This window comes from Aquamicrobium zhengzhouense (assembly GCF_016124105.1).
Lineage (GTDB): Bacteria > Pseudomonadota > Alphaproteobacteria > Rhizobiales > Rhizobiaceae > Aerobium > Aerobium zhengzhouense.
The window spans coordinates 1-12,128 of sequence record NZ_JADGMQ010000026.1 but is presented as its reverse complement, the minus strand read 5'-3'; the positions used below and the strand labels follow the sequence as shown (position 1 = coordinate 12,128).

The 12,128-nt window shown below is 60.8% G+C and carries 19 protein-coding genes and 1 pseudogene; 12 read left to right on the top strand and 8 right to left on the bottom strand.

Features of this window, described 5'->3' with window-relative positions; all coding sequences use genetic code 11:
* Positions 1-182 precede the first annotated feature (182 nt).
* The 8 genes from IOD40_RS19895 to IOD40_RS19730 are packed head-to-tail and all read right to left on the bottom strand — an operon-like array spanning position 183 to position 2,776.
* The gene (locus tag IOD40_RS19895; protein ID WP_210336996.1) at positions 183-359 is read right to left on the bottom strand and encodes a hypothetical protein; all 177 of its coding nucleotides are present in this window, start codon (positions 357-359) and stop codon (positions 183-185) included.
* Positions 360-376: 17 nt separating this feature from the next.
* Positions 377-1,189 (bottom strand): transglutaminase-like domain-containing protein, encoded by an 813-nt coding sequence (locus IOD40_RS19760; protein ID WP_198478421.1) that lies wholly within the window; start codon positions 1,187-1,189, stop codon positions 377-379.
* A gap of 12 nt (positions 1,190-1,201) precedes the next feature.
* Positions 1,202-1,477 carry a DUF1488 family protein gene (locus tag IOD40_RS19755; RefSeq protein WP_183827063.1) on the bottom strand — a complete coding sequence of 92 codons (276 nt, stop codon included), beginning with the start codon at positions 1,475-1,477 and terminating at the stop codon, positions 1,202-1,204.
* A gap of 52 nt (positions 1,478-1,529) precedes the next feature.
* The gene (locus tag IOD40_RS19750; RefSeq protein ID WP_198478420.1) at positions 1,530-1,802 is read right to left on the bottom strand and encodes a hypothetical protein; all 273 of its coding nucleotides are present in this window, start codon (positions 1,800-1,802) and stop codon (positions 1,530-1,532) included.
* Positions 1,799-2,041 (bottom strand): hypothetical protein, encoded by a 243-nt coding sequence (locus tag IOD40_RS19745; RefSeq protein ID WP_039194737.1) that lies wholly within the window; start codon positions 2,039-2,041, stop codon positions 1,799-1,801. The genes IOD40_RS19750 and IOD40_RS19745 overlap by 4 nt, the downstream gene beginning before the upstream one ends.
* 36 nt (positions 2,042-2,077) lie before the next feature.
* Positions 2,078-2,221: a hypothetical protein gene (locus IOD40_RS19740; protein WP_183827057.1), complete on the bottom strand. Its 144-nt coding sequence runs from the start codon at positions 2,219-2,221 to the stop codon at positions 2,078-2,080.
* Complete coding sequence (locus tag IOD40_RS19735) at positions 2,214-2,516, bottom strand: hypothetical protein (protein ID WP_198478419.1); 303 nt, start codon at positions 2,514-2,516, stop codon at positions 2,214-2,216. Before IOD40_RS19735 ends, IOD40_RS19740 begins: the two co-directional genes overlap by 8 nt.
* Positions 2,513-2,776, bottom strand: coding sequence for a hypothetical protein (locus tag IOD40_RS19730; protein WP_040673266.1), 264 nt, complete (start codon positions 2,774-2,776; stop codon positions 2,513-2,515). Before IOD40_RS19730 ends, IOD40_RS19735 begins: the two co-directional genes overlap by 4 nt.
* On the opposite strand from IOD40_RS19730, the gene IOD40_RS19725 reads away from it, so the two are divergent.
* The 12 genes and pseudogenes from IOD40_RS19725 (at position 2,763) to IOD40_RS19670 (ending at position 11,820) form a co-directional block, all read left to right on the top strand.
* Positions 2,763-3,080, top strand: coding sequence for a hypothetical protein (locus IOD40_RS19725; RefSeq protein WP_210336995.1), 318 nt, complete (start codon positions 2,763-2,765; stop codon positions 3,078-3,080). The genes IOD40_RS19730 and IOD40_RS19725 overlap by 14 nt on opposite strands.
* A gap of 203 nt (positions 3,081-3,283) precedes the next feature.
* Positions 3,284-3,601, top strand: coding sequence for a co-chaperone GroES (locus IOD40_RS19720; RefSeq protein WP_198478417.1), 318 nt, complete (start codon positions 3,284-3,286; stop codon positions 3,599-3,601).
* A 50-nt stretch (positions 3,602-3,651) separates the two neighbouring features.
* A pseudogene (gene groL, locus IOD40_RS19715) lies at positions 3,652-5,285 on the top strand (chaperonin GroEL).
* A 72-nt stretch (positions 5,286-5,357) separates the two neighbouring features.
* Positions 5,358-5,750, top strand: coding sequence for a hypothetical protein (locus IOD40_RS19710; protein ID WP_198478416.1), 393 nt, complete (start codon positions 5,358-5,360; stop codon positions 5,748-5,750).
* 87 nt (positions 5,751-5,837) lie between these two features.
* Positions 5,838-6,005, top strand: coding sequence for a hypothetical protein (locus IOD40_RS19705; RefSeq protein WP_198478415.1), 168 nt, complete (start codon positions 5,838-5,840; stop codon positions 6,003-6,005).
* Positions 6,006-6,527: 522 nt separating this feature from the next.
* Positions 6,528-7,160, top strand: coding sequence for a tyrosine-type recombinase/integrase (locus tag IOD40_RS19700; protein WP_198478414.1), 633 nt, complete (start codon positions 6,528-6,530; stop codon positions 7,158-7,160).
* Positions 7,161-7,432: 272 nt separating this feature from the next.
* Complete coding sequence (locus tag IOD40_RS19695) at positions 7,433-7,795, top strand: ArsR/SmtB family transcription factor (protein WP_198478413.1); 363 nt, start codon at positions 7,433-7,435, stop codon at positions 7,793-7,795.
* Positions 7,788-8,330 carry an arsenate reductase ArsC gene (locus tag IOD40_RS19690; protein WP_198478412.1) on the top strand — a complete coding sequence of 181 codons (543 nt, stop codon included), beginning with the start codon at positions 7,788-7,790 and terminating at the stop codon, positions 8,328-8,330. Before IOD40_RS19695 ends, IOD40_RS19690 begins: the two co-directional genes overlap by 8 nt.
* 8 nt (positions 8,331-8,338) lie before the next feature.
* Positions 8,339-8,764, top strand: a complete 426-nt coding sequence (gene arsC, locus IOD40_RS19685; protein WP_198478411.1) for an arsenate reductase (glutaredoxin) — start codon at positions 8,339-8,341, stop codon at positions 8,762-8,764.
* 37 nt (positions 8,765-8,801) lie between these two features.
* Positions 8,802-9,890 carry an ACR3 family arsenite efflux transporter gene (gene arsB, locus IOD40_RS19680; RefSeq protein ID WP_198478410.1) on the top strand — a complete coding sequence of 363 codons (1,089 nt, stop codon included), beginning with the start codon at positions 8,802-8,804 and terminating at the stop codon, positions 9,888-9,890.
* 2 nt (positions 9,891-9,892) lie between these two features.
* Positions 9,893-10,603, top strand: coding sequence for an arsenical resistance protein ArsH (arsH, locus tag IOD40_RS19675; protein WP_456061955.1), 711 nt, complete (start codon positions 9,893-9,895; stop codon positions 10,601-10,603).
* Complete coding sequence (locus IOD40_RS19670) at positions 10,600-11,820, top strand: MFS transporter (RefSeq protein ID WP_325099791.1); 1,221 nt, start codon at positions 10,600-10,602, stop codon at positions 11,818-11,820. The genes arsH and IOD40_RS19670 overlap by 4 nt, the downstream gene beginning before the upstream one ends.
* Positions 11,821-12,128: the final 308 nt, after the last annotated feature.

Genomic DNA, 12,128 nt, shown 5'->3' with positions numbered 1-12,128 from the left:
CGCGCAACAAAGCCACCAGTCGGCCTCTATTGCCGCACTTCCCAGCGCGGATCTTGCCAGCGCCGACATCGGCCACAGATCGAAATCCCCATAGCCACCGACTATGGCCCGCGGGTTCCTGCATGAGAGGCTTTCGTACGCCTGCCGGCACCCGAAACCCTTCACCATCTCAGTCGTTCGCCTCACCAGTTCGCGACCTCGAAAGCGGACATCGTGGTGACAGAACCATAGACCGCACTCGCGCCAAGCGAAGGCATCGGAAGCGGACCATTCTCCGGCAGAAGCGGCGGTGCTTCCGGCCTGCAATGCCGGATCACCTGTACCTGTAGCCCGGGTGTTCCGTTCTCAAGGCACCTCATTCACGATGTTTCAGCGCCTATGACGAGCCTGAAACCTCGTAGGTCCAGACGCGAAACGACTTCAGGACGTGTGGTCCGAAGGAATTGACGAGCGGTATGTCGGCTGCGTCACGGCCGCGCGCCACCACGATCCTGCCGATCCGAGGGACGTTGTTGCGCGGATCGAAGGTGTGCCATTCGCGATCGAGGAACACTTCCATCCAGGCGCTGAAATCCATCGGATCGACGACCGGCACGCCGATGTCGCCGAGATGGCCGTTGATATAGCGAGCGGGGATGTTGAGGCATCGGCAGAAGGTTACTGCCAGATGCGCAAAATCGCGACAGACGCCAACCCGCTCACTGAATGTCTCGAAAGCCGTCCGCGTAGATCGAGCCTGCATGTAGTCGAAGCGGATGTGGTTGTGCACGAAGTCGCAGATCGCTTGCACGCGACCCCAACCCGGAGGGATCGCACCAAAGAGGTCCCATGCGATCTGGCTGAGCCGATCGGTTTCGCAATAGCGGCTGCCCATGAGGTAAACGAGGCAATCGTCCGGCAGGTCCCACACCGCGAGTTCGCGCGCGCTAAGCAGCACCCTGTCCAGTTGTCCGCTGTCCCGGATTGTTGCGTCGCCCCACATGGTCATGTCGCCAGCCGGCGCGACAAGACGGCGGCAGCGGTTGCCGAAGAGATCGCGGTAGGTCGAGACCGGTACGTCGGGGTTGGTAAACGTCGTTTCCGGCACCGTGATGTCGGCCGCGCGGTCCTCATGGACCGATAGCAGGCAAACCAGGGCGGTCGGCTGCTGACAGGTCAGTGTGATCTCATACCCGTAGCGGATCAGCATCGAGTGATGTCTTTACCGGAAATCAGCGGCAGTAAGCGTATAGGAGGTTTGGCGACGATGGGAGTAGGCCTCGCGTGCGACATCTTCGATCGACCTGCGCGCCGAATCGAAAGTCGAAAGATACATCTCCTCCGATAGCTCCATGTTGCGCAATCCTGCTGAGGACTTGGCGAGCGCCTCCACTTCGACAAAGAACGGCACTTCGAACATGCCGTCGTGTCCGATAAAACGAATGGCGTTGCGCACTTCGTCGAAGCTCCGGCTGGGGTTCGGAAATTCAAGGGTCATCGTCGATCTGCTCTGGCTGTTTGCAATAGCGGCGGCACACGCAAAAGACCGTTCATTTGCTCTTTACGTCCCCCTCATTCCGACGATTCAGGGAAAGCATGCCGTCGGTTGCGACCGAGTGGCTAAGGCCGATCATCTCCAGCCCTTCCCGGCTGGCTGGAATGCCGGTGAAGACATGGTAGATGGTCCAGGACCGGTCGGCTTCGATACGGCGGCCATATTGTTCGTCGCCTGGTGTCCGGGCAGATGCGCCACCTTCATTGTCCCAAACGCCGATCGCGCGGTCGTGCCGCTCCCGTTCGGTTTCATCTATGTATCGGGTCATGATCGTGGCCTTTCTCTAGTGGTCACGTCGGCATCAATGATGCCGGAAAATAGCGCGTTACCGGATAAGTCGGTGATCGCGATGGCGTCGGGCCGTTGAGGCATATCGAGCGTCTGCGAAAGCAGTTGCGCAATCTCAATGGCGTTAGCGAGATCGACGGCTTCTACCGCCTCTCGGCCCACGACGGCATGAGCGTCATCTGTCTCCCGCGTGCGGTAAAACTCGATGACAACTTTCATGGCGCCCATTGCTCTTTCAGCCGGAGCAGCACTGCCTCAGCGCTTGCCTTTACCTTGTGACGCGTTGGCATTTGCAGCGACCTTGATCTGGTTGCCGAAGGTGCTTTCAGGCTTTGGCGGAGCCTTCTCCTGCTTCGGCTTTCTGATCTCGCGATTGCTTCGTTTCTGGCCTTTAGCCATGTCCGAACGTCCTTTCGATGAGAGTTGCGCCATTACCGGATTGCGACATGTCGACCGGCTCGAGGCTGTCCTGCGTCGTCACTCGCTCATGGCGTTCGTCGTCGTTGCGGATGCGATATTGCAGTGAATCTCCCCGTGCCGGCAGTCTGCCGGTTATGCGGTAGATATCGCCGGGCAAAGCTGGTCTCATGAAACCGCCCTTGAGCCGGACAGCCTGTCCGATCGCGAAGAGATGCGCAGGAGCCTCGTGGCGGGCGGGACGGATTGTGCGTCGGACTGGGTTGGTCGATATCATGATTGTTGGTGATCCTTTTCGAGAGCGGCGTCGAGATCGGCGGGATCGATCGACGCCATCTGATGTGTGTGGCCATCAATGCCGATGGCGGGCAGGTGGATGAAGGCGCCGACACGTCTCCAGGCGAGGCGGGAGGATACCTCCAGCAGTTCCTCATCCTGGTCCACGCGATATTCGCCGGCGGGCTGTGCGGCGTCGAAGCCGGGCAGCATGAAGGGTGCGGAGAACCGGACGATGGTTTGTGTGGTGCGCGTTGTCATGGTCGATACCTCCGCAGGAGCACGCAAACGCGCCTCCTGCATCATTCCCGTTCGAACCGGAACGAATTTCCGTGCTGCCAGTACATCCGTGGTCAGCGGCGCGTTCATTCCAAGGTTCGAACAGAGCGATATGCGCGCCGGGTCGGCGCTTGATGCATTCGCTATCGAGAATTCGGTGGTGAATGGCGGGTCTCTGACACCGCAAAAAGCCAAGTCGGCCAAATCAACGAATTTTATATATATGGGCTGTCCCTACCCGGTAAGCAAGGAGCGGGTCGATATTATTTTATCTGGAATTGAATAATGTCTCTTCCATAATAATAAATCGCATTGAAAAATCAGAAATACGTATTGAAAACAACAAATATCGCATCGATAGAAGCGACATAAATTTTTCCCAGTTGCGCCTTTTCAAAGAAATACATTTGGCACTCCTATCATTCGAGTGCCAACGGGGTTATGTATCTGAGGGGGCCGCCCTATGCGCCGGCCTCAGAAAGAACCCACATGAAATTCCGGCCTCTCCATGACCGCGTCGTCATTCGACGTGCGGAAGGCGATCTCAAATCCAAAGGCGGGATCATCATTCCCGACACCGCGAAAGAAAAACCTCAGGAAGGCGAGGTCATCGCCGTCGGCCCAGGTTCCCGCGACGAAAGCGGCAAGCTGATCCCGCTCGACGTCAAGCCGGGCGATCTCATCCTGTTCAGCAAATGGTCCGGGACCGAGGTCAAGATCGATCACGAAGACCTTCTGATCATGGAGGAGACCGACATCATGGGCATCGTCGAGAAGGCCGAAGCGGCAGCCAAGAAAGCCGCCTGACCGGCCGATCTCCGATCCCGCACTCTCAAGACCGAACTGGACGAAGCAAAATGTCTGCTAAGGAAATCAAATTCTCGACTGACGCGCGCGACCGCATGCTTCGCGGCGTCGAACTGCTCAACAACGCCGTCAAGGTGACGCTCGGCCCCAAGGGCCGCAACGTCGTCATCGACAAGGCCTATGGCGCGCCGCGCATCACCAAGGACGGGGTCACCGTCGCCAAGGAGATCGAGCTCGCGGACAAGTTCGAGACATGGGCGCGCAGATGGTGCGCGAAGTGGCCTCCAAGACCAACGATCTGGCCGGCGACGGCACCACGACGGCGACCGTGCTTGCCGCCGCCATCCTGCGCGAGGGCGCCAAGCTGGTCGCTGCCGGCATGAACCCAATGGACCTGAAGCGCGGCATCGACCTTGGCGTCGCCGCCGTCGTCAAGGAAATCCAGGCTCGCGCCACGAAGGTCAAGTCATCGGCCGAGATTGCGCAGGTCGGCACCATCGCCGCCAATGGCGACGTCACCGTCGGCGACATGATCGCCAAGGCGATGGACAAGGTCGGCAACGAGGGCGTCATCACGGTCGAGGAAGCCAAGACCGCCGAAACCGAGCTCGACGTGGTCGAGGGCATGCAGTTCGACCGCGGCTATCTCTCGCCCTACTTCGTCACCAATCCCGAGAAGATGCGCGTGGAGCTGGAGGACCCCTATATCCTCCTCCACGAGAAGAAGCTCGGCAATCTCCAGGCGATGCTGCCGATCCTCGAAGCGGTGGTGCAGAGCGGCAAGCCGCTGCTGATCATCTCCGAGGACGTCGAGGGCGAGGCGCTTGCCACGCTGGTCGTCAACAAACTGCGCGGGGGCCTCAAGGTCGCGGCCGTCAAGGCGCCGGGCTTCGGCGACCGGCGCAAATCCATGCTGGAGGACATTGCCGTGCTGACTGCCGGCCAGATGATCTCCGAGGATCTCGGCATCAAGCTCGAAAACGTCACGCTCGACATGCTCGGCCGTGCCAAGCGCGTGGTCATCGAGAAGGACACGACCACGGTGATCGACGGCGCTGGCGACAAGGCAGCGATTGCCGCGCGCATCAGCCAGATCAAGGGCCAGATCGAGGAGACTACCTCGGACTACGACAAGGAGAAGCTGCAGGAGCGGCTGGCCAAGCTGGTCGGCGGCGTGGCCGTCATTCGCGTCGGCGGCGTGACCGAGACCGAGGTCAAGGAAAAGAAGGACCGCATCGACGACGCGCTCAACGCGACGCGCGCGGCCGTCGAAGAAGGCATCGTTCCGGGCGGCGGCGTGGCGCTCTTACGCGCTAGGACCGTTCTGGCCTCGCTGACAGGCGGCAATGCGGATGTGACCGCCGGCATCTCGATCGTGCTGAGGGCGCTGGAAGCGCCGATCCGGCAGATCGCCGAGAATGCCGGCGTCGAGGGTTCGATCGTCGTCGGCAAGCTGACGGACGGCAAGGACCGCAACCAGGGTTTCGACGCCCAGACGGAAACTTATGTCGACATGATCAACGCCGGCATCGTCGATCCGGCCAAGGTGGTGCGCACCGCCTTACAGGACGCTGGCTCGATCGCGGCACTTCTTATCACCGCCGAAGCGATGATTGCCGACATCCCGCCGAAGGACGCGCCCGCCGCAGGCAATGGCGGCGGCATGGGCGCGATGGGTTACTGAACAGTGCCTGAACCGTTCGGCCGCCGCGGCCGGAGGGCCGATCTCCAACAGCAATCAGCAAGGAGCACTTCGATGGCCATGCAAGCTAGCAGCAAGAAATCCGTCACCCAGCGCTGGGACGACTACCATCCGGCCAAATCGACGCTCGTCTGGGCCTGTGTCGGGGCGGCCGTCGCCACGATGATCGTCGGCTTCACGTGGGGCGGCTGGGTCACCGGCGGAACGTCGCGCGATCTGGTAACGACCGCAGGAAGCGAGGCGCGTGGCGAACTGGCCGGCGACATCTGCGTCGAGCGTTTCAATGACGCTCCAGACGCGGCTGCGCGCCTAGTGGAACTGAAGGCGATAACCAGCGCGTCCGCCAAACGCCAGTTCGTGGAGGCCGGAGGCTGGGCGACGATGCCCGGACAGACGTCGCCCGACCGCCGCGGCGCCGAAGCCTGCGCCATGGCTCTCATCGCCTGAAGGCTTTCCGCAAGCACCATCCGCGATGCCGCCGGGGCGCAAGTCCCGGCGCAGCTTTCCAGACAAGCCGAGCAAGGAGCGCGATCGATGATCACCTTCGTCAAGAAACCCGACCCGCAGCCTGACCCCGACAAGGCCGAGGAGAACCGTTTCGAACAGATTCGCAAGGCGGCAACGGAAAGGCATCGGAAATCCGACACCGACGGAACCCGCCGCCGCGCCCGTCAGAAGGCCGAGGACAATCGGCTTATCTGAGGCGCGTGCGCACGACCTGAAAAGGCCTCACCCGATGAGATAACTCGATCGACTGAGGGCCGAGCCGTCGCTCTGACTTCTGCTGATGGTCGGCGGCGGCGTGGCTGCCACGATTCTTTACATGGTTCTGACCAGCATCACCTATTGAGTGAAGTATAAGCGGGCACCACCGATCACGCCGACGTTGCATGACGGATTGGGATAGGAATGCAACCAGCGTATCCACCAATCGCTACACCACAAAATTGCGAAGCCCCTCATGGAGCATGTGATCGGCGGCATATTATGTGCTTAATTGTTGAGCCAAACGTACCGAATGGCACTTCCTGACTGCATAGTGATCTATGACTAATCTTATTAGATCAAATGACTGGCAGGGGCCATGTCACGCCGACACCCCGCCGGTCTGAAGGTCCGCTTCTGACGAAGCGAGCCTAGAAACCGCCAGTCTGCAACCGGCCCCTGAACAGTAGTGTTCCATTACGTTTCTCTTTCGGCCAATCCCGGCCGAGGAGAACTCAAATGGGCCATTCCATATTTGATGATGCCAGCCGCAACCGCGCAGCTTGGAATGCCGGAAAGATGGTCGGCACCAAGCGTCCGTTCACCCAGAAGCAGATCTGGGCCGTCCGCTTCTTTCTTGATCGCGAGAGACGCGTTCGGGACCGCGCGCTGTTCGATTTGGCGATCGACAGCAAGCTGCGCGGGTGTGACCTAGTCAAGATCAAAATCCGTGACGTTGTTGCCGGACCCGAGATACGGACTCGGGCGATCGTGATCCAGCAAAAGACGGGGCGGCCCGTCCAGTTCGAGATCACCAGCGATGTGAGAGCAAGCCTTCTGGCATGGCTGGAACGACGCGGGGGCTCGATTGAGGACTATGTATTCCCGAGCCGGGTCGATCACACACGGCACATGAGCACGAGGCAGTACGCGCGCCTGGTAGACGAGTGGGTGGCCGCGATCGGCCTGCGTCCGGAAGAGTACGGAACACACTCGCTGCGACGCACGAAAGCGTCGATCATTTACCGGGCGACAGGTAACATCCGCGCGATCCAGATCCTGCTTGGTCACTCGAAGATCGAGAACACTGTGCGCTATCTCGGCGTCGACGTGGAGGACGCGCTCCTCTTGGCAGAGAGAACTGAAATCTGAAGTAGAGCGGCGATCCGGATCGGATTCGGATGGCCGCTTTATTTAGGCCTTCAAACTCCCCTCCGGCCGTTGTGGGGTGGGAAGGCGACGGTCCGGAATTTGATGCAAACCCAAAAAAGCTGACATAGCGCGCTGATTACTGTGTAACAAAAGTCATCGCAGGAAACACAGCGTTAGCAACATCATCGCGAAATTCGCTGGTTAAGGGGCTGGCGCGGACGTTCATGAGAGTATATCAATAAATCAATAACTCTTGAGATATTGAGGCGACCATGGATGAAAAGCAAGCCCTCTCAGCGTTTGCGGCGCTCTCCCAGGAAACCCGGCTGCGCATCGTGCGCCTGCTGGTGACGGCCGGGCCGGAAGGGATGCCGGCCGGCGCGATCGGGGAAGCGATGGACGGCGCGTCGTCATCGCGCATGTCCTTCCACCTGAGCCACCTTGAACAATCCGGCCTTGTCGCGTCGCGCCGGGAAGGCCGTTCGATCATCTACAGCGCCGCCTATCCGGCGTTGTCCGGCCTGATCGAATTTCTCATGCGCGACTGCTGCCAGGGACATCCCGAAGTCTGCACCCCGGCTGTCGCCGCACTCGCCGCCTGTTGTGTTCCCGCCAAGGACAACGCCCATGCCTGATAACACCACGCCCGAACGCATCTTCAATGTCCTGTTTCTTTGCACCGGCAATTCGGCTCGCTCGATCCTGGCCGAGAGCATCCTGAACAAGGACGGCGCGGGCCGCTTCCGTGCCTACTCGGCCGGAAGCCAGCCCAAGGGAACAATCAATCCGCTCGCCATCACAACGCTGGCGAACTTCGACTATCTCGCAGATGGCCTGCGCTCGAAAGCATGGGACGAATTTGCGTCTCCTGATGCCCCGATCATGGATTTCGTGTTCACCGTCTGCGACAATGCTGCCGGCGAAGCCTGTCCGGTCTGGCCGGGCCAGCCGATGACGGCGCATTGGGGGATCGAAGACCCCGCCGCCGTCGAGGGCACCGGGGTCGAGCGCCAGACGGCTTTCGTGACCGCGTTCCGCTATCTAAAGAACCGCATCGCGATCTTTACCGCGCTCCCGTTCGCCAGTCTCGACAAGGCCTCACTTCGGACCAGGTTGGTCGGAATCGGCCAGGGTGAAGGGGCGACGTCGTCCTGCGACAGCGCAGCGTGAGGGCGACGATGGACGTCATCATCTACCACAACCCCGATTGCGGCACCTCACGCAACACGCTCGGCCTGATCCGCAACTCTGGCCTCGAGCCACATGTCGTCGAATATCTCAAGTCGCCGCCGTCTCGCGCGCGGCTCATCGACCTCATCGCCCGCATGGGAATCGCACCGCTCGATCTCCTGCGCGAGAAAGGCACGCCTTACACAGAATTGGGTTTGGCCGATCCCAAGCTAAGCGACGATTCGTTGATCGATGCGATGATGGAGTATCCTATCCTCATCAATCGTCCGATCGTCGTCAGCCCCCAGGGCGTGCGGCTCTGCCGCCCTTCGGAAGCCGTGCTCGACCTGCTGCCCCGGCAACGCGGTGCGTTCGTGAAGGAGGACGGCGAACGCATCATCGACGAACACGGGCGGCGCGTCGCCTCCACCTGACTTTGAGCCTCCGCTAGCCTGCGATTGGAGAATACTCATGGCTTCCCTCAAGCCAGCATCCCGCCTTGGTTTCCTCGACCGCTATCTGACGGTGTGGATTTTCGCCGCGATGGCGCTCGGCATAGTGCTTGGCACGCTGTTCACCGGCTTGCCGGACGCTCTCAACTCCATGTCGATCGGCACCACCAACATTCCGATTGCCATCGGCCTGATCCTGATGATGTATCCGCCACTCGCCAAGGTGCGCTACGAAGAACTTCATCAGGTCTTTTCCGACAAGCGGGTGCTGATCCTCTCGCTGGTCCAAAACTGGATTATCGGCCCGACGCTGATGTTCGCCCTGGCAGTGATCTTCCTGCGTGACCACCCGGAATACATGACGGGGCTGATCCTGATCGGGCTTGCCCGCTGCATCGCCATGGTGCTGGTCTGGAACCAGCTCGCGCGCGGCGACAATCAATATGTCGCCGGCCTCGTCGCCTTCAACTCCATCTTCCAGATACTGTTCTTTTCTACCTATGCGTGGTTTTTCCTCAACGTCCTGCCGCCTCTCTTTGGCCTTGAGGGCAGCGTCATCGACGTGGGCTTCTGGACTATCACAGAGGCGGTTCTGATCTATCTTGGCATCCCGTTCCTCGCCGGATACCTGACTCGCCGCATCCTCGTCGCCCGCAAGGGCGAGGACTGGTATAAACGTGAATTTCTGCCGCGCATCAGCCCGATAACCTTGGCCGCGCTGCTGTTCACTATCGTCGCTATGTTCAGCCTCAAGGGCGCGGATCTCGTGGCGCTGCCCCTTGATGCGCTGCGCATAGCGATCCCGCTGGCGCTCTATTTCATCATCCAGTTTCTCATCAGCTTCGCGATGGGGCGGCTGATCGAGGCGGACTATCCGCGCACCACGGCGATCGCCTTCACGGCGGCGGGCAACAATTTCGAGCTGGCCATCGCGGTCGCCATCGCCGCTTTCGGTCTCGCGTCGCCCGTGGCCTTCGCCGCCGTCATCGGTCCGCTTGTGGAAGTGCCCGCGTTGATCTTGCTCGTCCATGTCTCGCTAAGGCTCGGCGCAAGATGGTTTCCCGAAACGAGAGCACCCGTTTCCATAGCGGCGGAGGCAAAGCCGTGACGATTGCGAAACTTCCCAATGTGGTCCGCGCGGCGCTCGACAGCCCATCCATCGAGCGCCTGCGAACGACGCCTTCCGCTCATCCGCCGCGAATTCTCCTGCTCTACGGCTCATTGCGTGAACGCTCCTATAGCAAGCTGCTGACGCTCGAAGCGGAACGGCTGCTCAACCATTTCGGTGCGGAAACCCGCGTGTTCGATCCGCACGGACTGCCGCTGCCCGATGATGCGCCCGTCGATCATCCGAAGGTGCAGGAACTTCGGGAACTGTCGCAATGGTCAGAAGGGCAGGTCTGGACCAGCCCCGAGCGCCACGGTGCGATGAGCGGCATCCTCAAGGCGCAAATCGACTGGATACCGCTCGCGGTCGGTGCGGTCCGCCCGACGCAAGGCCGTACCTTGGCGGTGATGCAGGTTTCCGGCGGCTCGCAGAGCTTCAACGCCGTCAACCAACTTCGTGTCCTCGGTCGCTGGATGCGGATGATCACCATCCCCAACCAGTCCTCGGTCGCCAAGGCATATCAGGAGTTTGACGAAGCAGGCCGGATGAAGCCTTCATCCTATTATGACCGTGTGGTCGATGTGATGGAGGAACTGGTGAAGTTCACGCTCCTGACCCGCGACGTCGCTCCCTACCTCACCGATCGCTACAGCGAGCGCAAAGAAACGGCTGAGAAGTTGGAAGAGCGCATGGCGCTCAAAAGCGTCCGGTGACGACGAATTTGCCGGCGCAGACGGGGCTGTCATCGGAGCCCAGTAGGTGGCCCGTCATCTCCGCGCTCGGCGTGGTGCAGATTTTCGCATGGGGTAGCTCCTATTATCTGCTGGCCGTTCTTGCCGCCCCGATCGCGGCCGATACGGGCTGGCCGCTTTCGTGGATTGTCGGTGCGCTCTCCATCGGTCTGCTCGCGGCCGGCATCGTTTCCCCGCGCGTAGGCGATGCAATCAACCAATACGGAGGTCGGCCCGTACTGGCTCTGGCGTGCCTGCTGCTTGCGGCCGGTCTCGTCATCTTTGCGGCCGCGCAATCCCTATGGGTGTTCGTGGTTGGATGGATCGTACTCGGCATCGGCATGGGGGGCGGCCTCTATGACGCTGCCTTCGCCACGCTCGGCGGCTACTATGGCCGTTCCGCCCGATCTGCTATTACTACCCTCACCTTGTGGGGCGGCTTCGCAAGCACGGTCTGCTGGCCGCTCTCGGCCTTGTTTCTGGAGCATTTGGGGTGGCGCGGGGCATGCCTGGCCTATGCCGGCATTCATCTCACGATCTGCCTGCCACTCGTGCTGCTGGTCCTCCCAAGCAATGGCAAGCCCAGACCGACTGGCGGGAAGCTCGAAACACCACCCATCGCACTTCAAGGCCATGAGCGCCGAGCCTATCTGACCATGATGGCGATCGTGGTGCTGGCCGGGTTGGGCGTTACGATCATATCGGTGCACCTGCTGACGATGTTGCAGCAACGCGGCATGTCTCTGGCAGAAGCCGTGGCACTCGGCGCTCTGATTGGGCCAGCCCAGGTCGCTGGTCGGATTTGCGAAATGGCGAGTGGAGGTAGGCACCATCCGTTCTGGACGCTTGCGATCGCCGCCGTCCTGAGCGCGGCCGGGATGACGATGCTCGCGGCGGGCTTCCCCATTATCGGCCTGTCGCTCATCCTTTATGGGGCAGGCAATGGCATTTTCTCAATCGCCAAGGGCGCGCTTCCGCTCGCTCTGTTTGGTCCCTCCCGCTATGCGCCGATCATGGGGCGGCTCGCCCGTCCCAGCCTCGTCGCCCAGGCTGTCGGCCCAACCGTGGGCGCGATCCTGCTTTCTGTTGCAGGCACCGATCAAACCCTTTTGGCACTGGCCGCTCTCATCGGAGCCAATCTGGCACTCGTTGTGCTGCTCTGGGGTGCGGTTAAAGGAAAGCCAATTGCGCAGGATTGAAGACCATCCATTTCGCGACTTCCGTCACAACACCCTCGACCAAGAGCACCTATGCCACGGATGAGGACCACTTGAAGGTCTGCTTTCAGGAGTGTCGCTACTAGCCGTGAACGACTGAGATGGTGAAGGGTTTCGGGTGCATGGTGAAGGGTTTCGGGTGCCGGCAGGCGTACGAAAGCCTCTCATGCAGGAACCCGCGGGCCATAGTGGGTGGCTATGGGGATTTCGATCTGTGGCCGATGTCGGCGCTGGCAAGATCCGCGCTGGGAAGTGCGGCAATAGAGGCCGACTGGTGGCTTTGTTGCGCG